The 21,873-nt window shown below is 46.6% G+C and carries 17 protein-coding genes, 3 tRNA genes and 1 pseudogene; 12 read left to right on the forward strand and 9 right to left on the reverse strand.

Annotation, left to right across the window (positions count from 1 at the left end; all coding sequences use genetic code 11):
- Window positions 1-77 precede the first annotated feature (77 nt).
- From astE to nadA, 5 genes are all read left to right on the forward strand, one after another.
- On the forward strand, window positions 78-1,112 hold the full coding sequence (gene astE / locus FW758_RS10065) for a succinylglutamate desuccinylase (RefSeq protein WP_446445301.1): 1,035 nt from the start codon (window positions 78-80) through the stop codon (window positions 1,110-1,112).
- A gap of 162 nt (window positions 1,113-1,274) precedes the next feature.
- Window positions 1,275-2,453 (forward strand): thiamine pyrophosphate-dependent dehydrogenase E1 component subunit alpha, encoded by a 1,179-nt coding sequence (locus tag FW758_RS10070; protein WP_446445302.1) that lies wholly within the window; start codon window positions 1,275-1,277, stop codon window positions 2,451-2,453.
- A 3-nt stretch (window positions 2,454-2,456) separates the two neighbouring features.
- A complete protein-coding gene (locus tag FW758_RS10075; protein WP_006081587.1) occupies window positions 2,457-3,434 on the forward strand; it encodes an alpha-ketoacid dehydrogenase subunit beta in 978 nt (325 codons plus the stop codon).
- A gap of 9 nt (window positions 3,435-3,443) precedes the next feature.
- Window positions 3,444-5,063 carry a dihydrolipoyllysine-residue acetyltransferase gene (locus FW758_RS10080; RefSeq protein ID WP_446445303.1) on the forward strand — a complete coding sequence of 540 codons (1,620 nt, stop codon included), beginning with the start codon at window positions 3,444-3,446 and terminating at the stop codon, window positions 5,061-5,063.
- 133 nt (window positions 5,064-5,196) lie between these two features.
- The gene (gene nadA / locus FW758_RS10085) at window positions 5,197-6,264 is read left to right on the forward strand and encodes a quinolinate synthase NadA (RefSeq protein WP_259581293.1); all 1,068 of its coding nucleotides are present in this window, start codon (window positions 5,197-5,199) and stop codon (window positions 6,262-6,264) included.
- 157 nt (window positions 6,265-6,421) lie between these two features.
- Here the strand turns inward: nadA and gap are convergent, their stop codons facing one another.
- Entirely contained in the window at window positions 6,422-7,432 is a 1,011-nt protein-coding gene (gene gap, locus FW758_RS10090) for a type I glyceraldehyde-3-phosphate dehydrogenase (protein WP_006081590.1), read from the reverse strand.
- Window positions 7,433-7,633: 201 nt separating this feature from the next.
- Window positions 7,634-8,523, reverse strand: a pseudogene (locus tag FW758_RS10095) (DUF2989 domain-containing protein).
- Window positions 8,524-8,726: 203 nt separating this feature from the next.
- Between FW758_RS10095 and FW758_RS10100 the strand changes: the two are divergent.
- From FW758_RS10100 to FW758_RS10120, 5 genes are all read left to right on the forward strand, one after another.
- Window positions 8,727-10,160, forward strand: coding sequence for a glyceraldehyde-3-phosphate dehydrogenase (locus FW758_RS10100; RefSeq protein WP_446445304.1), 1,434 nt, complete (start codon window positions 8,727-8,729; stop codon window positions 10,158-10,160).
- Window positions 10,161-10,542: 382 nt separating this feature from the next.
- Window positions 10,543-10,618 (forward strand) — tRNA-Gly (locus FW758_RS10105).
- Window positions 10,619-10,642: 24 nt separating this feature from the next.
- Window positions 10,643-10,716 (forward strand) — tRNA-Cys (locus FW758_RS10110).
- Between the two features lie 50 nt (window positions 10,717-10,766).
- A tRNA-Leu gene (locus FW758_RS10115) sits at window positions 10,767-10,853 on the forward strand.
- A gap of 406 nt (window positions 10,854-11,259) precedes the next feature.
- Complete coding sequence (locus FW758_RS10120; RefSeq protein WP_446445305.1) at window positions 11,260-12,453, forward strand: amino acid aminotransferase; 1,194 nt, start codon at window positions 11,260-11,262, stop codon at window positions 12,451-12,453.
- A 118-nt stretch (window positions 12,454-12,571) separates the two neighbouring features.
- Here the strand turns inward: FW758_RS10120 and FW758_RS10125 are convergent, their stop codons facing one another.
- Complete coding sequence (locus FW758_RS10125; RefSeq protein WP_446445306.1) at window positions 12,572-13,510, reverse strand: YvcK family protein; 939 nt, start codon at window positions 13,508-13,510, stop codon at window positions 12,572-12,574.
- 339 nt (window positions 13,511-13,849) lie between these two features.
- Here FW758_RS10125 and FW758_RS10130 point away from each other — a divergent pair, with 339 nt between their 5' ends.
- Window positions 13,850-14,662, forward strand: coding sequence for a glucosaminidase domain-containing protein (locus FW758_RS10130; RefSeq protein WP_126491975.1), 813 nt, complete (start codon window positions 13,850-13,852; stop codon window positions 14,660-14,662).
- A complete protein-coding gene (locus FW758_RS10135) occupies window positions 14,655-15,278 on the forward strand; it encodes a DUF2987 domain-containing protein (protein WP_446445307.1) in 624 nt (207 codons plus the stop codon). The genes FW758_RS10130 and FW758_RS10135 overlap by 8 nt, the downstream gene beginning before the upstream one ends.
- Before the next feature lie 200 nt (window positions 15,279-15,478).
- On the opposite strand, the gene ttcA is transcribed toward FW758_RS10135, so the two are convergent.
- The 6 genes from ttcA to FW758_RS10165 form a co-directional block, all read right to left on the reverse strand.
- Entirely contained in the window at window positions 15,479-16,447 is a 969-nt protein-coding gene (gene ttcA, locus FW758_RS10140) for a tRNA 2-thiocytidine(32) synthetase TtcA (RefSeq protein ID WP_006087162.1), read from the reverse strand.
- Window positions 16,448-16,525: 78 nt separating this feature from the next.
- Window positions 16,526-17,458, reverse strand: a complete 933-nt coding sequence (gene uspE / locus FW758_RS10145) for a universal stress protein UspE (RefSeq protein WP_006081598.1) — start codon at window positions 17,456-17,458, stop codon at window positions 16,526-16,528.
- Between the two features lie 258 nt (window positions 17,459-17,716).
- Entirely contained in the window at window positions 17,717-18,469 is a 753-nt protein-coding gene (gene etrA, locus FW758_RS10150) for an electron transport transcriptional regulator EtrA (RefSeq protein WP_006081599.1), read from the reverse strand.
- Window positions 18,470-18,524: 55 nt separating this feature from the next.
- Window positions 18,525-19,217 (reverse strand): sulfite exporter TauE/SafE family protein, encoded by a 693-nt coding sequence (locus tag FW758_RS10155; protein WP_259515705.1) that lies wholly within the window; start codon window positions 19,215-19,217, stop codon window positions 18,525-18,527.
- Entirely contained in the window at window positions 19,214-19,429 is a 216-nt protein-coding gene (gene ccoS / locus FW758_RS10160) for a cbb3-type cytochrome oxidase assembly protein CcoS (protein ID WP_311998364.1), read from the reverse strand. The genes FW758_RS10155 and ccoS overlap by 4 nt, the downstream gene beginning before the upstream one ends.
- Window positions 19,430-19,467: 38 nt before the next feature.
- The gene (locus FW758_RS10165; RefSeq protein ID WP_446445308.1) at window positions 19,468-21,867 is read right to left on the reverse strand and encodes a heavy metal translocating P-type ATPase; all 2,400 of its coding nucleotides are present in this window, start codon (window positions 21,865-21,867) and stop codon (window positions 19,468-19,470) included.
- Window positions 21,868-21,873: the final 6 nt, after the last annotated feature.

Genomic DNA, 21,873 nt, shown 5'->3' on the forward strand with positions numbered 1-21,873 from the left:
AATGCTTGAGTGGTTATGGCTATCTGCATTGATGCTATTGCGCCGTTACTGTTACACACCATTATAAGGAGAATTCTGTGTTACAAGCTCTGTTAGATTCAAAGGATTTTTTAGCGCTCACCTTAGCCCATCCTGAACAGTTCGATAGCGAGTTTTCATTTCGCTTAGGCGACCATACCCAAGTTGAAGTGTGGGATACCGGCGTTATCGTTTTTGAGCCCGCCCAGAATGAAGGAAAAGATGTTGTCCTTTCTTGCGGTATTCACGGTAACGAGACCGCGCCCATTGAACTCTGCAATGGCTTAATTAAGCAGCTTTTACAGCAAAAGATCATTGCTAAACAGCGCACTTTATTCCTGATTGGTAATCCATTAGCGATTAATAACGGCACGCGGATTATCGATGAGAACATGAATCGTCTCTTTAGTGGTGAGCATTCCAATCCTCCGGGATTAGTCAATCCTGAGCGAGTGCGCGCCAAAAAACTCGAAGCCTATATCGACCGTTTTTATACCGCGGTTGCCGATGGTCGTCAGCGCATTCATTATGATCTGCACACGGCGATGCGCGCCTCGAAGCATGAAAAGTTCGCTATCTATCCCTATCGTCCAGCGCGTGCCTTTAGCGGCGAGCAAATCATGTTTTTAGCCGCTAGCGGTGTCGATACGGTACTTTTTCACCACGAACCGACCACGACCTTTAGCTATTTTTCCTCTGAACGCTACGGCGCCGATGCCTTTACTATTGAGCTTGGCAAAGTCTATCCCATGGGGCAGAACGACATGACGCGTTTTATCGCCACCCATGAAATGTTTATGCGCTTGATCACCGCTAAGCCGTTGGAGTTGGATGCATTTGATGCCGATAAGGTTAACTTGTACCAAGTGTGCCGCGTCATCAATAAACATTTCGATGATTTTGAATTTACCTTCGCAACCGATGTCGAAAACTTCAGATCTTTCCCGAAAGGTTTTGTCTTAGCGCGGGAAGGTGGGCAAGAAATTAAAGTGGAACATGAGTTTGAGTCTGTCGTGTTCCCTAATGCCAAAGTGCCTATTGGCAATCGCACTGTGATTTGCCTGATCCCTGCAGTGAATGCGGACGTGCGTTAGGCTTGTAAAGCAATATATACATGCGAGGCAGGGATAACTTGTGGTTTGAGCTATGCCAATGGTTGATAGGTAGTTTACGTTAACGTAATGTTCGTCGGGCATATTCGTATAAACAGACGCATCAAAACGCTTTGGTGCGTAATGAGATAACAAGAGCACAATATGAGCAAAGCAACACTCAACACTGATACAGTGCACCGTGTCGGCTTCTTGGATAAGGCATCGCTACACATTCCTATCCTTCGAATTCTACAAGCCGACGGCACCACTTATGAAACCGCGGTTTTGCCTGTGATAGATGAAACCTTAGCCATTAAAATTTACGATACCTGCGTGTTCACTCGGGTACTCGATGAACGTATGTTAGGTGCCCAACGTCAAGGGCGCATCAGCTTCTACATGACCTGTACGGGTGAAGAAGCGGCGATTGTCGGCAGTGTGGCCGCTCTCGATCAAGAAGACGTTATCCTCGCGCAATACCGTGAGCATGCGGCGTTGCGTTATCGCGGCTTTACCACTGAACAGTTTATGAATCAGATGTTCAGTAACGAGAAAGATCTTGGTAAAGGTCGCCAAATGCCTATTCACTACGGTAGTGCAGCATTGCATTATCAAACGATTTCTTCACCCCTTGCGACACAAATCCCGCAGGCGACGGGTGTGGGCTACAGCTTAAAAATGCAAGGTAAGCGCAAAGTCGCGGTTTGTTATTTTGGCGAAGGCGCAGCATCGGAAGGGGACTTCCATGCCGGTCTAAACATGGCCGCAGTATTGAAGTGTCCAGTGATTTTCTTCTGTCGTAACAATGGCTACGCCATTTCAACCCCAACTGAAGAGCAGTTTGCTGGTAACGGTATTGCGAGTCGCGGTGTGGGTTATGGCATGCACACCATTCGTGTTGACGGCAATGACATGCTGGCCGTGTTAGCCGCAACGCAGCAAGCTCGCGCCTATGCGATTGAGCATAATGCCCCTGTGCTGATTGAAGCCATGACTTACCGTCTCGGCGCGCATTCATCATCAGACGATCCATCAGGTTATCGCTCGAAAGATGAAGAAGCCAAGTGGCAGCAACACGATCCGGTCAAACGCTTCAAATTATGGCTTATCAACAAAGGTTGGTTAGCTGAAGCGGATGATGTGAAACTGCATGAGAAATATCGTGAAGAAGTATTGGCTGCGGTAAAAGTGGCTGAAAAAATTCCTGTGCCTATGCTGGATGAAATTATTGAAGATGTGTACGACAAGCCGACGCCTGTGCTGAAAAAGCAACTCGCCGATCTTAAAGAACATATCAAAAAATATCCGCAAGCCTATCCAAAAAGTGCAGGGAGACTATAAGCCGTGGCTGAAATGAATATGTTACAGGCCGTCAATGAGGCCTTGTCGATAGCCATGCAAGCCGATGAGCGCATGGTGGTTTTTGGTGAAGATGTGGGGCACTTTGGCGGGGTATTTCGCGCCACTTCCGGTCTTCAAGAAAAATTTGGTCGCGATCGCTGCTTCAATACCCCGCTGACAGAGCAAGGTATTGCCGGTTTTGCTAATGGTTTAGCCTCAAATGGCATGACTGCTGTGGCTGAAATCCAATTCGCCGATTATATCTTTCCGGCGTTCGATCAAATCGTCAACGAGTCGGCCAAGTTCCGTTACCGTAGCGGCAATGAATTCGATGTCGGTGGATTAGTGTTCCGTACGCCCTATGGCGGCGGCATCGCTGGCGGCCATTATCACTCACAATCACCCGAAGCTTATTTTACCCAGACACCGGGATTAAAAGTGGTGGTGCCACGTAACCCCGAGCAAGCCAAAGGCCTGTTGTTAGCGTCAATTCGTGACAAAAACCCAGTGATCTTCTTTGAACCTAAGCGTTTATATCGCGCATCGGTTGGCGAAGTACCAGCGGGCGATTATGAAATTGAACTGGGCAAGGCTGAAGTGGTTCGCGAAGGTAAAGACATCACCTTAGTGGCGTGGGGCGCGCAAATGGAAATCCTTGAAAAAGCCGCCGACATGGCCGCTAAAGAAGGGATCTCCTGCGAAATTATTGATTTACGCACCTTGTCACCCTGGGATATTGATACCGTTGCCGATTCAGTCAAAAAGACCGGACGTTTGCTGGTTAACCATGAAGCGCCATTAACTGGTGGTTTTGCCGGTGAAATTGCCGCGACAATCCAGCAAGAATGCTTCTTGTATCTAGAGTCGCCCATCAGCCGCGTTTGTGGTTTAGATACCCCGTACCCACTCATTCATGAAAAAGAATACATGCCTGATGCGTTCAAAACGTTTGAAGCCATCAAAGCATCAGTGACCTTCTAGGAGTCCGGTATGATTAAAGATTTTATTTTGCCGGATATTGGCGAAGGTGTAGTGGAGTGTGAATTGGTTGAATGGTTGGTCAAAGAAGGCGACACAGTCGTTGAAGATCAGCCGATTGCCGATGTCATGACAGACAAAGCCCTAGTGCAAATCCCTGCGCCATTTGCGGGCGTGGTCACTAAGCTGTATTACGCTAAAGGCGATATTGCGAAAGTGCATGCGCCGCTCTATGCCGTACAAATTGAAGCTGCCGTTGACATCGCAGGTGAAGAATCTGCGACTGAACCTGCTGCGACGACTGCAAAAGTGACTGAGTCTGTGGCTGCAACAACTGCCAATACGTCATCTAGTTCATCCGTCAGTATTGAAGAGTTCTTACTACCGGATATCGGCGAAGGCATTGTTGAATGTGAACTCGTCGAATGGCTAGTGAGCGAAGGTGATTGGGTTGAGGAAGATCAACCGATTGCGGACGTGATGACAGATAAAGCGCTGGTGCAAATTCCTGCCATTAAAGCGGGTAAAATTGCCAAACTGCATTATCGTAAAGGTCAGCTGGCAAAAGTGCATGCGCCTTTATTTGCCATTGAAGTTGAACAGACGGCTTCTGCACCTGCAGCAACAAACACTGATACTGTGTCCAATGCGGCACCAACAGCGCAGACTGTGAATGCAGAACCTGCTCGCCAAGGTAAAGCCTTAGCCAGCCCTGCGGTTCGTCGCATGGCGCGGTCGTTAGATATCGATTTGAGCCAAGTACCTGGCACAGGAAAGCACGGCCGTGTGTATAAGGAAGACATCACTCGCTTCCAACAAGGCGCAAGCAATGTTTCTGCATCAAGTGCGACTCAGGTAAAAGAGGCGCCAGCTCAAGCGACGCAAGCATCTCAAACCCAAGTTCTAACATCGACAGTAACTCAACGCGCTGACACGGTTGAGCCGATTCGCGGCGTAAAAGCTGTGATGGCACGCATGATGGTGGAATCTGTGTCGAGCATTCCGCACTTTACCTATTGCGAAGAATTTGATTTAACAGACTTAGTTGCACTGCGTGAAAGCATGAAAGTGAAGTATTCGTCCGATGAAGTGAAGCTGACAATGATGCCTTTCTTCATGAAGTCGATGTCACTCGCGTTAAGTCAGTTCCCCGTGATGAATAGCCAAGTGAATGCTGATTGTACTGAGCTGACTTACAAAGCGCGCCACAATATCGGCATGGCGGTGGATTCTAAAGTCGGTCTCTTGGTGCCCAACATCAAAGATGTGCAGGACAAGAGTATTTTAGAAGTGGCGGCAGAAATCACCCGCCTGACCCAAGCTGCCCGCAGTGGCCGCGTGGCGCCAGCGGATCTGAAAGACGGCACCATTTCCATCTCTAACATTGGCGCCTTAGGTGGCACAGTGGCAACGCCTATCATCAACAAACCTGAAGTGGCGATTGTGGCCTTAGGTAAGTTGCAAACCTTGCCGCGTTTTAACGCGAAAGGGGAAGTCGAAGCCCGCCAAATCATGCAAGTAAGCTGGTCTGGCGACCACAGAGTGATCGATGGCGGTACCATTGCTCGCTTCTGTAATCTGTGGAAACAATATCTGGAGCAGCCGCAAGAGATGTTATTGGCCATGCGCTAAGCCGCTGGCACGCAGATTTGACAGTAAAAGGACGCTTTAGAGCGTCCTTTTTTATTTGCTTTGCATAAATGGGTTAATCTTTTGATCCCGATTACGTATAATTCCCGGACGTAGTTATCCTGATGGATGTGTTATGAGTCAGTTTGCCCCCAGCATAGAAACCATTGATTACCCGTTTCCGCCTAAGCCAGTTCCTTTGTCCGATGCGCAAAAAGCCGATTACAAGGCGCGTATCAAACAACTGCTCATTGAAAAAGATGCCGTTCTGGTTGCCCACTATTATACCGATCCTGAAATCCAAGCCCTTGCCGAAGAAACCGGCGGCTGCGTTTCAGACTCCTTAGAAATGGCACGCTTTGGCCGCGATCACCCAGCAAAAACCTTAATCGTTGCTGGGGTCAAGTTTATGGGCGAAACTGCCAAGATTTTGAGCCCAGAAAAAACCATTTTAATGCCGACCTTAGAAGCCACTTGTTCATTGGACTTAGGTTGTCCAATCGATAAGTTCAGTGCTTTCTGCGACGCGCACCCAGATCATACTGTGGTGGTTTACGCCAATACTTCGGCTGCCGTTAAAGCGCGCGCCGACTGGGTGGTGACCTCCAGTATTGCCCTCGAAATCGTTGAGCACTTAGACAGCGAAGGTAAAAAGATCATTTGGGGTCCAGACCGTCATTTGGGCAGCTATATTGCTAAACAGACGGGCGCCGAAATGTTGATGTGGCAGGGCGATTGTATCGTTCACGACGAGTTTAAATCGAACGCGCTGCGCGATATGAAAAGCGTTTACCCAGATGCAGCTATCCTTGTGCATCCTGAGTCACCAGCCAGTGTGGTGGCGATGGCCGATGCCGTTGGCTCGACCAGTCAGCTGATCAAAGCGGCGCAGACTATGCCAAATGAGCGTTTTATCGTGGCAACCGATCGCGGCATCTTCTATAAAATGCAGCAGGCGGCGCCAGGTAAAATCTTAATCGAAGCGCCAACCGGCGGTAACGGTGCAACTTGTAAGAGCTGCGCCCACTGTCCTTGGATGGCGATGAACGGTCTACAGGCGATTGAAGCATCACTCGCCGACTGCGATAAAACCACCCATGAGATTTTTGTGGATGAAGACTTAAGAGTTAAAGCGCTGATCCCGCTGACGCGCATGCTGGATTTTGCTAAGACACTGAATATGAAAGTGAAGGGTAATGCCTAAGCATGCCTAAGCCCGTTCTTTAGCTGTTCTCCAGTGTTATAAAAATCCCCGCGATAGAGTGGGGATTTTTTATGGCTATTGTTTAATCGAATTTAAGGCAATAAAAAGCCCCGCAAATGCGAGGCTTGATTGAGTAACGCAGGATCTAGTAACTAGATTACTTTGCGTTCATCAGTGCAACCGCGTTATCTAACATACGGTTACTGAATCCCCACTCGTTATCATACCAAGACATCACTTTCACTAAACGGCCGTTTACACGGGTTTGAGTGGCGTCAAAGTTTGAAGAGAACGCATTGTGGTTAAAGTCGATAGACACCAATGGCTCTTTGTTTACTGCTAATACTTCGCTCAATGGCGCAACGCTGGCAGCACGTTCGATAATGGCATTCACTTCTTCAACTGTCGTATCACGGGCAGCGATGAAAGATAAATCCACCAGTGATACGTTAACTGTAGGTACACGAACCGCTAAACCGTCGAATTTACCTTGTAATTCAGGTACAACCAAACCTACAGCTGCTGCTGCGCCAGTTTTAGTTGGGATCATTGACAGTGCTGCAGCACGAGCACGACGTAAATCTGTGTGGTATACGTCAGATAAACGTTGATCGTTGGTATAAGCGTGAATCGTGGTCATCAGGCCTGATTCGATACCAATCTCGTCATTTAACGGCTTAGCAAAAGGCGCTAAACAGTTAGTGGTACAAGAAGCATTTGAAATCACTGTCATGTCCGACGTCAGTACGTTGTTGTTCACACCGTAAACAACTGTGGCATCGACGTTTTTACCTGGAGCAGAAATAATCACTTTCTTCGCGCCAGCGGTTAAATGCGGTTGAACAGTTTCTTTAGAAGTGAAGATACCGGTACATTCGAACACCACGTCTACTTGCAACTCAGCCCATGGTAGTTTTGCAGGATCACGTTCTTGGAAAGTGAGGATCTTGTCGCCATTCACATAAATAGCTTCGGCATCATGGTCAACTTTGGCATTGAAACGACCGTGAACAGAATCGTATTTTGTCAGGTGAGCGTTGATTGAAGCGTCGCCTAAATCATTAATAGCGACAATCTTGATTGGATAAGCTTTTTCGCTTTCGTACAAGGCGCGTAATACGTTTCTACCGATACGGCCATAGCCATTTATTGCTACACGGATAGTCATCTCATATCCCTCTGGTGATTATAAAATTCAACTGGTAGTAAAATTACCAAACTGACAGCTATCGTCAAGTTAAATCGGCATTTTACCGCTGTCTTGATTAACAAATTAGGTATTTTTTTTACATCGGTCGCGAAATCACCATTTTTTACGCGTTAATTGGGTAAAAAATTACAAGATGGCAAACATTTTGCCATCGATTGCTTAGTCTGTTTTTTCGACAGGCGCAGGCGGCACAGCCTCGGTTGTCGTTGGCGCTTGGTCAACCGCTTGAGGATCAAGCCATTGTCTTACTGGACTCTGAGAATAAGTCCCGTTTTTTAGCGCATCGATAAGGGCTTGGGCTTTCAAATCGAGTTCAGTCGCCAGCGTTTTATTGCCACCGAGCAAGGCTAGCATTTTTTCCTCTGAATACTTCTGCTGCGTAAGTAGTAAATTTGCCTTCGTCAGCATATAGGCTTTATCGAATACCTGTTGCTGACGATAGGCCCAAGTAACCAGTTAACGTCGAAATCATCGTATTGGATGTCTGCAAAGACTTTAAGATAGAGTTGTTGCGCTTTGATGGCATTTCGATTGCTGTAATAGGTGGCGACTTGGGCAAGTAAGAAAGAGTCAGTCACTTCACCGGCGTTTTCATGTTCTAACAATCGATTTAGCGCTGCGGTATCGCCAAAGCGTGTCCATTGGTAATAGGACATGAAAGGATCTTGTCGCTCGCGGGTTTGATCTTGGAGCAAGCTTAAATTCTGGGTGCTTAATCTAAAAGCTCTGGCTCTATCAGCGGTGCGATTGGTGTGGATGATATGTTGCACGCCAGAGGCGAGTTCAATGCAGCGGCTGTAATCCTCAAGATGGGTCAATTGCAGATAGAGTTGTTTGCCTGTGGGGTTTTCGATGTCTTTTAACTCGTAGCGGTTCTGAATAAGTTTTGTTTTTTCGGCCAAACACCAGCCATCCTTATGCAAATCGGCACAAATTTCAGGATTATTTTTACAAATTGCTGAGATATTTCGGTCATTATCACAACCGAAAAGACCGAAAAAGCTCATCCCTAAGGTAAATGATGTAATTATTACTAGATTTTGTCTCAAAACACTCTCCAAACGATAATTTTTCTAATAAAATTACAGATTTACAGAAAATATCTTACTGGCAACAAAGCGCGACTTTCATTACAATGGCGCCGACCAAAACAGGGTTTTCCCTAAAACCCGCATTAGATTATTGGTCTTTTCGTCATGTTACTCAAACCTTTCAGTACATTTTATTGAAAAGTGAGATAAAGGATCTGTAAATGAGCGCTGATAAACACCTACAAAGTTGGCAAGAACGTTTTGAAATGGCAGAGGCAATGCAGCCTTTGTTAGGCAAGTTGTACCGTAACCAAGGCGTTGAAGTCGTGGTCTACGGCAAGCCGTTACTCAATGCTTCTACGATTGAAATCATTAAAGCGCACCGTTTAGTTCGTCGTCATGTCGGTGAAAAATTACGTTTACGCGAGAGTTTCCCCTTCGTTCAAGCTTTGAGCAAACTCGCAGTTAAACAATGTAAAGTGGATATTGGTAAGCTTGCCGTCAATTATTGGCGCGATCACACCGATGTCAGCGAAATTGAAAACTATATGGCAAAAGAGTTGGCCGATGCCATCGACCATGCTGATGATGTCGCACCGCGTGACGTCGTGCTTTATGGTTTTGGCCGTATCGGTCGCTTATTGGCACGCTTGCTGATTGAACGCACAGGTCGCAGCAATAAGTTAAGGTTACGCGCTATCGTTTTACGTGGCGGTAAGAAAGGCGATTTAGAAAAACGCGCGAGTTTACTGCGTCGTGACTCAGTCCATGGCCCATTCAATGGCTCGGTAGAAGTTGACGAAGAAAACAACGCCATCATAGCCAACGGCACTTATATCCAAGTGATTTACGCGAACTCACCAGATGAAGTGGATTACACTAAATACGATATCAGCGATGCACTTGTTGTTGATAACACAGGTATTTGGAAAGATGAAGCGGGTCTTGGTTTACACCTTAAGAGCCCAGGCGCGAGCAAAGTGTTGTTGACTGCTCCTGCAAAAGGCGCAATCAAGAACATCGTTTACGGTGTGAATGAAGGCGATATTACCCCAGAAGACATTATCGTTTCTGCGGCAAGCTGTACGACCAACGCCATTACGCCGGTACTGAAAGCCGTGAATGATAAATATGGTATTGATAATGGTCACGTTGAGACGATTCACTCTTATACCAACGATCAAAACTTGATTGATAACTATCACACCGCTGACCGCCGTGGCCGCAGTGCACCATTAAACATGGTAATCACTGAAACAGGCGCCGCGAAAGCCGTTGCTAAAGCACTGCCAGTGTTAGCGGGCAAGTTAACCGGTAACGCGATTCGTGTGCCAACGCCGAACGTCTCTATGGCCATCATCAGCATGAACTTGAATGCTGAAACCAGTAAAGATGAGCTGAATGAGTACCTGAAAGATACGGCGCTGCAATCACCACTACAAAATCAAATCGATTACACCGACTCTACTGAGATTGTATCGAGCGATTTAGTGGGTTCTCGTTATGCGGGCGTGGTTGACTCACAGGCAACTATCGCAGAAGGCAAGCGTGCCATTCTCTATGTTTGGTATGACAACGAGTTTGGTTACAGCTGCCAAGTGGTTGGTGTAATGCAAACTATGTTAGGTTTAACGACGCTATCTCTGCCTGCATAAGTTCGCTGCGTAAATCACTAGCGTAAGTACTGCTGAGTCTTCAAGACTTGTGCATAATCTTCACATAAAGCGCCCTGTAGGGCGCTTTTGTTTTTCTATACTTATGCAATTTAATTGGGTTCGACGCAATGCTCCTATCAACCACAGCTTTCTGCCGCACTTAATCATCTGCCGCATCGGCGTCAGTAACAGCAAAAAGCCTAAATTGATGAAGGAAACATCAACTTTGCTGACTTATGGCGGTTTATTGTGCAAACGATGCGGCTTAGATCATTTTTTAAAAATTGTTGATTGACTCTGAGGTCTAAATCGGTAGAATGCCAATCCGCAGTCAGGGGAAAGCATGCCTAGCATGGCTTCTAATGATTAAGCGCAATGATAAGCGACATTAGCTCAGTTGGTAGAGCGATACCTTGCCAAGGTATAGGTCATCGGTTCGAACCCGATATGTCGCTCCAAATTTTAATTAATTTGGCAATTTGGGCGCGATGGCAGAATGGCTATGCTGCGGATTGCAAATCCGTCGATCTCGGTTCGACTCCGGGTCGCGCCTCCATAGATATAAGATGTTAATGACACGATTCCCGTCGTTAATATAAAGAGTTTGCCCGAGTGGTGGAATCGGTAGACACAAGGGATTTAAAATCCCTCGCTGGTAACAGCGTGCCAGTTCAAGTCTGGCCTCGGGTACCAAAAAACAGAAAAGCCCTGACTGATGTCAGGGCTTTTTTGCTTTATAGATCCTCAAAGCCGAATGCCACTGGCTTACTTAGTACCATTTAAGATGATTACTCGGCTAAGTTAGAATTTGCTATAGATCCCGCTCACATTTTATTCATTCAGTATTGCGTTGTCAGCGCGATTCTTTTCTACAAGATAAAATTACACGATTTTGTGATCTAGATGTTATAAATAACTTTATTCAAGCAATTTTCCGTTTATGCTTATAATTACATAAAAAAATTGAACTTTTACTGTTAAATCTACAATGGCGTAAGAATTTCCCTGAGAAGGTGCTTAAGTAGCTATTACCCCCTTAAAGACAGTGGTATAAATAAGCCGAAATTTCCCCTACACGCGCATATTAGGATACGTAGTCATGATTTTCTCTCAGGTATTACTCGCACCCGCTGATCCGATTCTTGGTTTAACCGATACCTTTAAGGCTGATCCCCGTCAGGATAAAGTCAATTTGGGTGTCGGTATTTATAAGGATGAGGCTGGACAAACCCCAGTGCTGGCTTCAGTGAAAAAAGCCGAGGCTATTTTACTTGAGCAAGAGAAGACCAAAAACTACTTAGGCATTGAAGGCGTGCAAGCGTATAACCATGTTGTGCAAACATTGTTATTCGGTGAGGGTAGCGAGTTAATCACTTCTGGCCGTGCTGCCACAGCGCAAGCACCAGGTGGTACAGGTGCACTGCGTATTGCTGCTGAGTTTTTACTGCGTAATACCGATTCGCACACTATTTGGGTCAGCAATCCAACGTGGGCCAACCATCAAAATATTTTTGAAACCGCGGGTTTAGCCGTTAAAGAATACGGTTATTACAAAGCAGAAGCCCATGATATCGATTTTGATACCATGATGACGGACTTGTCTCACGCGAATGCAGGCGATGTTGTGTTGCTACACGGTTGCTGCCATAACCCAACAGGTATCGATTTAACCTTGGCACAATGGGAACGCGTAGCCCAATTGTGTGCCGATAAGAAACTTGTACCATTGTTTGACTTTGCATACCAAGGTTTTGGTGCTGGAATTGAAGAAGATGCCGCAGGTCTGCGTTTAGTGGCATCAAAAGTGCCGGAGCTGCTGGTTGCTAACTCTTTCTCTAAAAACTTTGGTTTGTACAACGAACGTATCGGCGCCGTAACTGTGGTGGCTGAAGATGCTGATGCTGCCGTGCGTGCCTTTAGCCAAGTGAAACGTACCATACGTGCAAACTATTCTAACCCGCCAGCACATGGCGCACTGATTGTCAGCACTATCTTAAATGACGCAGCCCTGAAAGCCATGTGGGTGCAGGAAGTCAAAGAGATGCGTGAGCGTATCGCCGAAATGCGTACTCTGTTCGTTGACAGCTTAAAGGCTGAAGGCGTGACTCAGGACTTTAGCTTTATTTCTCGCCAAAATGGTATGTTCAGTTTCTCTGGTTTGAATAAAGCCCAAGTGGCGCGCTTGAAAGACGAGTTTGGGGTTTATATCGTTGGTTCAGGACGCATTAGCGTTGCAGGCATGACTAAGACCAATATGCCAGTGATCTGTAAAGCCATCGCCCAAGTCTTGTAAGGCTTATTAGGTTATAGAATGAGGCTAAAGGAATTTCTCTTTAGCCTTCAAACATAAAGGACAGCATTTGCTGTCCTTTATGTTTTTATTGTGTCAGTACGTGCAGGCTATTCAGTGATTAACAGCTAAGCGCGAGAGGTTGGTGCGATTGCAGCGTGAGCTCAGATTTGATCCGCAATAGGGCGCTTAATGCATCTAATAAGTTCGCTTGATCATGCAAGTTCGGGTTATGGCGATTCTTCAACGGAAAATAGTTGATCAGTGGCCCTAAACGCGTTTGTTCGCCATGACGTAACACTTTGTGAATGATGGGCTTGCCAATCACTTGATGACACCAAGCGATACGTTGCTCAATGCTAAATCGACCTGCGGGTGAGGCTTCTTCTGCAAGGTTATCGATAAAGATCACCTGCGCTTTAGTCGCGGCCAGGCTTTTCGCGAACTTAGGTAATAGCAGCGGCGGCATGATACTGGTTAAGAAGCTGCCAGGGCCTAGGATAACTAAATCTGCGTGCAGAACGGCCTCACAGGCTTCAAAGGTGGCATCGACCTGTGGCTCAAGGCAGAGCGCGATAGGCGCTTCATCCATACTGTCGACATTGATCTCCCCAAAGACTTTACTACCACAAGCTTGAAGAGCCACTAAGTGTGTGGGTTGCTCAGACATAGGGATCAGCAGGGTTTCAATCTTGAGTAAGTTACGGATAAGATTAACCGCTTCTAATGGACGAACGCACAGTTGATCAAGCGCCAGTAAAATGAGATTACCCAGATTATGGCCGCTAAGCTCAGTTTCACCTTGGAAACGGTATTCGAATAGTTGTGAGCCAACGGAAGGGCGATTGGCCAGATGGGATAGGCAGTTACGTAGATCGCCCCAAGCAATACAGTCCTGCTCGGCTCTGAGTCTACCGGTCGAGCCACCATTATCTGTGGTCGCGACAATCCCCGTTAAACGGCTGCCTAAAAAATCGAGTGACGATAATACTCGGCCTAAACCATGGCCTCCGCCAATGGCGACGACACGTTCAAATTGATTTAACATCAAATGCTGCATCTGGGTTCTTCCTTCCTGAATACCCGAAAAATGAATGTTACTGTCATCACTGATTACGTACAAAGCGCAATGACGTAAGCGCTACTGTGCAATTTAACTGCGTTAAGGAACCTTAGTATAAAAGCTCAGTCGAAAGCTTGCATCTATTATCGACTGTCATACGGCAAGCACGTATACACGGATTTAGAATCGCGACTTAGGCGCAATATTGTACCTGAGTTAATGTGCCAGATGCGTGATTAATGACAGTGACGGCGGGCACATTTCGTTAAATCTGACAAATAGCTTATAATCCGCCCTTTATTTGCCCAATACGGGCGTCACACTTAAGGTGAACTATTGAAAACGGGTAGAATCGGTTCGTTTACATTGGCATTAGCCATGGTCATAGTGGCGATTTTTGCATTACGCGTTTGGATCATTCCAAACACGAATGATTCATCTACCATTGCGACCCAACTCGTTGACGCTGTCGATCCTGTTACGCAAGTTCCTGACTTCTCTGCGATCAACGATATCACCGAAAAGAAGAAAGCCTTTTTTGATTTTCTGAGGCCGATAGTGCAGCAGCAGAATGCCATCATCTCAATGGAACGTGAGTTTGTCAGTGAAATGCTCGCTTTGGTTGATAATGGCAAGAGTTTATCTGAGACCCAACTCGGGCAACTCAATACGCTATTCGACAAATACCAATATGCGGCACGAAACGTCGATGCTAAATCCTTAGCAAGCTTACTAAAGCGCGTCGATATTGTGCCTGAATCTATGGTGCTGATCCAAGCCGCGAATGAATCCGGTTGGGGCAGCTCACGTTTTGCCCGTGAAGGCTTTAATTTTTTTGGTGAATGGTGTTTTAGTGCTGGTTGCGGCATAGTGCCATCTTCACGGGGATCTGGTAAGAGCCATGAGGTCAAAGTATTTTCATCGGTCGACGAGTCCGTTTCATCCTACATGCGCAATTTAAATTCTAATACGGCTTATGCGCTGTTTCGTTCTATCCGCGCTGATTTACGCTCACAGGAGCTAGAGCCGACAGCGGATCAATTGATTTACGGACTCGTGAATTATTCTGAAAGACAAGAAGCTTATATTGATGAGCTGCTTGATATGTTACGTCATAATGAAAAATATTTGGTGAATGTCGATGTATAAAAAATTGTTGTTTAGTGGCCTCTGTTTACTGGCAACTAGCGCCGCTGCAGAAACTGTATCCCTTGAATATAAAGGTTTTTATGATAGGTTAAAACAAGTCAATAAGGGCAGTTACCAACTCGTAGAAGTGGCTTTTAGTGTTCCAATGCAAAAAAACTGTTTGATCCAAAGCGGTTCTATTTCCAGTGAAAAAACATCAACGCCATTGACGTATACCGATGCTCAGCGGTTATTTATTCCCTTAGATGATGATTTAAAAGATCAGCGTGCCTTGGTTAATCTCAATTTTGCAGGCAGTGCTGATGGATGTGCTATCGCGATGCAAGTCAGAGCAAAACAGACATTGGCTGAGTACGATAAAGCGCGTTTACAGCAAATCGTGACCGAAATGGACACGCTGCTTGGTGCTATGCAAGGCTTCCCGATGCGTTATTTTAGGGATCCTATTGCTGGTCTTAACTTTGAATTCCAACCCGAGCAAGAAGTGTATGTACACCTTAATGGCCGTGAACAAGCCGTTAAGGGCAGTTATAAATTAGCCGTGAATGAGCTTGAAAACATCACGACGCTAAGCTTTAGTGCCCAGCCATTAGTCTTGAGTCCTTGGGTGAAGTGATCCTCTTTGCCTCGTTGAATTGGCATCTTGAAAAAATCGATTCAGAAGCACGGGCTCAAAGATAGTGTAGGCAGTCTTAACTTATTTTGTAGCCATAAAAATGCCCACTTAATGTGGGCATTTTTGTTTAGCTAATTTATCTTGCATACTTTCGTTGGGTTAACTTCTTTTACTAACTAGAGCGCTAAATTCAGACTTAGTTAGACTTCATAAGTGTTAACGATATCAATGCGTTTTGCCGCATCCAAATCAATACGGCCGCTGTTGGCGATATCAAGGAAATCGAATGCGGGTAGATTGGCTTCGGCAACATCACCACGCATAGGCGCGTTAGGGTCACGCGTTAGAGACACAAAGTCGAACTGCTCACGGTCAACACCCTGTGATGGTGCGGTGTTTTGCATGGCGGTGAAAATCGTTTCAATACGACCAGGGTACTGTCTATCCCACTGATTAAGCATGTCTTTGACTGCTGCGCGCTTTAAGTTTTCCTGCGAGCCACACAAGTTACAAGGGATGATCGGGAATTCTCTTAAGTTGGCATATTCTTCGAGATCTTTTTCACGGCAATAGGCCAGAGGGCGAATGACCACATTAGCGCCATCATCCGACAGTAGCTTTGGCGGCATAGCTTTCATCTTGCCGCCAAAGAACATGTTCAAGAACAAGGTCTCGATAATGTCATCCCTGTGGTGGCCTAGGGCGATTTTAGTGGCGCCGATGCGCTGGGCAAAGCCATAGAGCGTACCGCGGCGTAGGCGAGAGCACAGGGAGCAGGTAGTTTTACCTTCAGGGATTTTATCTTTCACTATCGAGTAAGTGTCTTTCTCGAGGATGTGATAAGGCACATTGAGCTTTTCTAAATAGGCGGGCAGCACGTGCTCAGGAAAGCCGGGTTGCTTCTGATCTAAATTAACCGCAATGATTTCAAACTGAATGGGCGCGCGTTGCTGCAGATTCATCAAAATATCGAGCATCGCATAGCTGTCTTTACCGCCACTTAGGCAGCACATGATCTTATCGCCATCTTCAATCATATTGTAATCGGCGATTGCGCTACCCACTTCACGACGCAGACGTTTCTGTAATTTATTCAGACGGGTAGTGTGTTTTTTTGATAATTCTTCAGACATAGGATTTGCCGTAACTTCAGATATAGCTTCAAGCATAAAAAAGCGCCCAGTAACTCAGTTTCAGGGCGCGTATTATTCCAGCTATCTTTGGCGGGGTAAAGTGCCGCGTATCGCTTAGGCTTCTTCTAACGGTGATTTGTAACCGTCGGGTTTGATGGCCAGTAAATCGCAGTTGATGCTATCGATAACATGCTCTGCAGTATTGCCAATCAGTGCCGCTGAAAATCCGGTGCGACCGACAGTGCCTAAGATCACTAATTCGGCATCGAGTTTTTCAGCAAGCTCAGGGATCACATCCTCAGGCAAACCTTCTTTTACATGGCAATGATTTGGATCGATATCATAAGCGCCAGCAAGGTAACTCACGCGCTGCTCATGCTGCATGCGAATGGTTTCGTTGTAGGACTGGGCATCAAAGTCTGGTAATTCAATGGCTAAGTTTACCGGCGTACCGGGATAGCCATTGACTAAATGCACTTCGGCAGAGAACTTATCCGCTAAATCTTTTGCATGCTCGATGATTTTACCGTTAAGCATTTGATGATCGGTATCTTCGGTTGCTACATTCACAGCGCAAAGGATTTTTCCCGCTGCTGGCCAGTCATGGGCTTTCACCATCAACACAGGCACAGGGGCTTTACGCATTAAATGCCAATCGGTTGGGGTGAAGATCACCGCTTTGAGTTTGTCGTGGGCATGGGTGCCTTTAACAATCAAATCGTATTGCCCTGAAATTGCATGATTAATAATGCTTTCGAAGGGGCGGTTATGCCAAATGACTTGGGTATCAATATTGAGTTGCAGATGAGTATAAGCGGCGAGTAAGTCTTGGATCCAAGCGAGACGTTGATCTATGACGCCTTGACGCATGGCTTCGCGCTCTTGATTCGACAGAATCGAAGTCATCTCATAGGAAAAGTCGAAGATAGAAAGAAACACAGTGACTTGAGCGTTGCATTTACTGGCCAAGGTCACCGCTCGTGCGAGGGCAACTTGATTCTCTGTGGTAGGGTCAACCACAACCAGTATTTTTTGATAATCCTTCATGGGAGGTTCCTTTAGTCATAGGCTCAATATCATCATGAGCCTTTGGCAGTTAGCTGTATTGTTCTAGATCAAACTCATTCGAAATTGATTAAAACTCGCTTAAAAATCATGCCTTAATCTGTATGACATGTCTAGCCAGTCCAGGTTTTTCAACTGAATTGTTTTTGCCATTCATGACAAGGACCTAGCGCGTAACTCTCTTGCACTTAACTATGATGCCGCGCTTAACTTTATTGCAGCAAACACTCTTGCGGTGAACTATCTCGCTATGCGCGAATTACCCGCTAACAGATTCAGCTCTTGCGAGTCGAGGATAGTAATGTACTTACCCTTAACTTCAATCAAGCCTGATTTTTGGAAACGCCCAAGTAAACGACTGATGGTCTCTACGGTTAAACCGAGATAATTACCAATGTCACCGCGGGTCATAGTTAAGCGGAATTCCTTTGGCGAGAAGCCACGGCTACCAAAACGATTAGCCAGATTGCTGATAAATGCAGCCAGGCGTTCTTCGGCATTTTTCTTGCTGAGTAGCAGGATCATTTCTTGATCGCTCATGATCTCATTGCTCATCAGGCGCATGATCTGCTGACGCAATTTAGGCATAGTGCCTGAAAGTTCATCGAGGATATTAAAGGGGATTTCACAGACCATAGAGGTCTCGAGTGCCTGTGCAAAACTCTGGTGCAACTGGGCGTGGATACCGTCAAAACCAATCACATCACCCGCTAAGTGGAAGCCGGTGATCTGCTCATCGCCTTGTTCGGTGATAGTGTAACTTTTGATGGTGCCAGAGCGGATCGCAAACAGGGATTTTAACGCATCACCCGATTTAAAAATTTGCTCGCCTTTTTGGATCGGCTTTTTACGCTCAATAATATCATCGAGCTGGTCTAGCTCACTTGCATTGAGGGTAAAAGGAATACAAAGGGTACCCATACTGCAATCGTGACAATGGATTGTGCATCCGCTAGCGGCAGGACGACGATTCTTATTTTGTTCAATTGTCATGTTGATTCTCAAGTTTATCCACTGCAGCCATGTTAAACCAATTCACTCACTTGGGCTAGTTTAGCTGCGCGAGTGCGATATATAAAGTTTGACCACCAAACGCAATTAACAGTAAGCCGCTCAATAGTCTAACGGTTTTCTGTTGTACCCAAGCGGCAAGGCGTTTTGCCGCCACGCCTGCACTCAATAGGGCGGGTAAGGTGCCTAATCCAAAGGCCAACATAATCAAGGCGCCTTGGCTGGCAGAGCCAGATGCGACCGACCAGGTTAAGGTGCTATAGACAAGGCCGCAGGGGAGCCAGCCCCAAATGAATCCTGCCATGACCGCTTGGCTCGGATTTTTGATGGGCACAAGGCGTTGCGCTATGGGCTTTAAATATCGCCATAACCATTGGCCAACGCGCTCAATCTGCACGATTCCAACCCAAATTTTGGCGATATACAGCCCAGTTGCGATCATCATCAGTCCGGCAAAGATACGCAGCACAATCAGATAAGTATCCAGTTCAAATAAGTGACCAAGACCTGCCGCCGAAGCGCCCACTAAGGCGCCCGCTAAGGTGTAACTCAAAATACGCCCAAGATTGTAACTCAGTAAATATTTAAGCTGATGCGCCAGCAGATTACCTGTTTTGCCATTGGGGATTTGGGCTGAGAAAGCGCCCACTAAACCGCCACACATGCCAAAGCAATGTGCGGCGCCCATGAGACCTACCAGAAAAGCCCCAGTGACATTGTACTCAATCACAGCGGCATGCCTTTTTCTTGCGCTGCTTCGGCTTGCTCTTTCTCAGGCACGGGATGGTTGTTTGGTTTAACAGTATCTTCGTCGAATAATATCGACACACTTTGGCGGTCTAAATCGTCAAATTGTTCGGATTTCACCGCCCAAAAAAATACCATTACAGCGATGGCGACAAAGATCATGGCAATGGGGATAAGCACATAAATAATTTCCATAATGACCTCTTACTATTCTGGTTTTACGTTTATTGTGATCACACTTTAACCCGCAATAATCTCAGGCTATTACCGACCACAATCAAAGAACTCGCCGACATGCCAATGGCGGCGATATAAGGTGCCACATGGCCAGTAACGGCTAAGGGCAAAATTAGGGCGTTGTAACCCAGCGCCCACGCTAAATTTTGTATGATAATCTGTGTTGTCAGTTTCGCGACGCTAACGGCTTGGGTGAAACGGGACAGATGATCCCCCAATAAAACTAAATCGGCACTGTTTTTCGCAATAGCACTGCCGCTGCCCATGGCCACCGACAAATCGGCGCCCGCAAGCACAGGCGCATCGTTGATGCCATCGCCAAACATGGCAACCCGTGTATGCTGTTGTAATCGGGTCACGAGGGCAAGTTTATCAGCAGGCGTTAAGCCGCTGTGCACATCGTCAATCCCCAGCTCTTTTGCCAGTTGATGTACATGCCCTGAGCTATCGCCGCTGGCAATACTGATACGGCAACCTTGCTGCTTTAACATTTCAACCGTGGCTTTGCTGTCTTGGCGAATATTGTCTTGAATTTCAAAGCTTGCCAGTACTTCAAGCTGATTATTGGCTGAACGTGCTAACCAAATCTTTTGGGTTGGGTCACGACTATCAATACTCGTGCCAGTAAATACCGCATTGCCAATTAAGTAATCAGTGCCATCAATTCTGCCTCGAACGCCAAAGCCGACTTCATGGTGAACCTCTTCGGTAACCAATGCATTATCGGCAAATACGGCAAATGCGGCGGCAATCGGGTGGCGAGAGCCTGTTTCCAGCGCTGCGGCAATGGCTAAGGCTTGCGTCTTGGTTAAATCAGCCATGCACTGCGTTTGCCCGATAGAGAGGGTACCACAGGTGAGGGTGCCGGTTTTATCAAAGACAATATGTTTGATCTGTGGCAGTTTTTCAAAGACACCGGCCTTGCGAGTAATGATCCCAAGGCGAGTAAAAATCGCAGTCGCGCAGGTGACAGCGGTCGGTGTGGCAAGTGCTAAGGCGCAAGGACAGGTAGCAACTAGAACTGACAGGGTTACCCAAAAGGCATCCTCTGGGGATATCTGCTGCCAAACCAAATAGGTGATTGTCGCTATGGTCAGGATTGTGCCCGAGAAATAACGCGATAATTTATCGGCTAATAGCGCAATTGCTGGTTTTGTATTGGATGCAAGCTCTTGCAGTCTAATAATCTCAGCCACGAGTTGGTCTTGCCCTAGTGCAGTGACGGTAACTTTGATGGGTTGGTCGACGTTGATAGTGCCTGCGTAAACTTGGCTAGCAAGAGTTTTTTCAATCGGCATTTGCTCGCCGGTGAGCATAGCTTCATTGATGCTAGTGTGACCTTCAATGACTACGCCATCGGCAGCTACCATTTCCCCTGGTTTAACGAGGATCACATCATTGAGGCGTAACTTTTTGGCGGGAACTTCTTCCTGACTATTGTCGTTCACTAAGTGCGCCGTGAGTGGCACTAACTTATGCAAATTACTCGAGCTAACCGAGGCCTTTTGCCTGGCTTTTTGTTCGAAGTAGCGCCCGAGTAACAGGAAGAAAGTAAACATGGACACAGATTCAAAATACACTTCGCCTGTGCCATTGACTGTGGCGAAACAACTGGCTACGTATGCGCCGCCAATCGCAATGGAGACTGAGACATCCATATTGAGTTTGCCGCTGAGCAGGGTACGAATGGCACTGAAATAGAAGGGCTGCGCCGAGTAAAGCACTACGGGGGTAGCAAAAATCATGCTGACCCAGCGGAAATAGTCTCGATATTGCACATCTAAATCGGTGAAGTAGCCGGTATAGAGGGCGAGGGCGAACATCATAACTTGCATAGTCGCAAAACCCGCTAAGCCTAAGCGCAATAAAAACTTACGGCTATTGAGTTTGTTGTTGAGCTCTTGCTCATCGACTTGATAGGGCGCGGCTTGATAACCAATACGGCTAATTTGCCCGAGGATATCGCTGAGTTTTACCGTGCGTTTATCCCAACTGATCATAGCCCTTTGGGTGGTCGAGTTGACGAGCACTTGGCTCACGCCCGTTAGTTGTTTTACTTTGTGCTCAATCAACCAAGCACAGGCCGCGCAGGTGATGCCATCGATAGAGAGCGACACTGACTCGATATTGTCCTCAGAATGGACAAAGTCTTGCTGCACTTCGGGCAAGTCATAGGCACTAAACTGCGTTATGGCTTCGGGGACGAGGGCGTTCTGTTTACTGCCGGGTTCAGTGCGGAACTTGTAGTAACTGAGTAATCCCGCATCCACAATCGCCTGAGAAACCGCCTGACAACCAGGGCAACACATGAGTTCATCACGATCATTAATGCGAGTCACAAACTGCTGGCCCGTCAGCACGGGCTCTTGGCAGTGAAAACAACTTGGATACGTCATAGTGCT

Source organism: Shewanella sp. 1180_01 (assembly GCF_052850535.1).

Coding starts and splice junctions, on each gene's coding strand:
- ccoS (WP_311998364.1), bottom strand. CDS start 19,429: ATGGAAATTATTTATGTGCTTATCCCCATTGCCATGATCTTTGTCGCC.
- FW758_RS10080 (WP_446445303.1), top strand. CDS start 3,444: ATGATTAAAGATTTTATTTTGCCGGATATTGGCGAAGGTGTAGTGGAG.
- nadA (WP_259581293.1), top strand. CDS start 5,197: ATGAGTCAGTTTGCCCCCAGCATAGAAACCATTGATTACCCGTTTCCG.
- ttcA (WP_006087162.1), bottom strand. CDS start 16,447: ATGCTTGAAGCTATATCTGAAGTTACGGCAAATCCTATGTCTGAAGAA.
- FW758_RS10125 (WP_446445306.1), bottom strand. CDS start 13,510: ATGCAGCATTTGATGTTAAATCAATTTGAACGTGTCGTCGCCATTGGC.
- etrA (WP_006081599.1), bottom strand. CDS start 18,469: ATGACAATTGAACAAAATAAGAATCGTCGTCCTGCCGCTAGCGGATGC.
- FW758_RS10135 (WP_446445307.1), top strand. CDS start 14,655: ATGTATAAAAAATTGTTGTTTAGTGGCCTCTGTTTACTGGCAACTAGC.
- gap (WP_006081590.1), bottom strand. CDS start 7,432: ATGACTATCCGTGTAGCAATAAATGGCTATGGCCGTATCGGTAGAAAC.
- uspE (WP_006081598.1), bottom strand. CDS start 17,458: ATGAAGGATTATCAAAAAATACTGGTTGTGGTTGACCCTACCACAGAG.
- FW758_RS10070 (WP_446445302.1), top strand. CDS start 1,275: ATGAGCAAAGCAACACTCAACACTGATACAGTGCACCGTGTCGGCTTC.
- FW758_RS10100 (WP_446445304.1), top strand. CDS start 8,727: ATGAGCGCTGATAAACACCTACAAAGTTGGCAAGAACGTTTTGAAATG.
- FW758_RS10120 (WP_446445305.1), top strand. CDS start 11,260: ATGATTTTCTCTCAGGTATTACTCGCACCCGCTGATCCGATTCTTGGT.
- FW758_RS10165 (WP_446445308.1), bottom strand. CDS start 21,867: ATGACGTATCCAAGTTGTTTTCACTGCCAAGAGCCCGTGCTGACGGGC.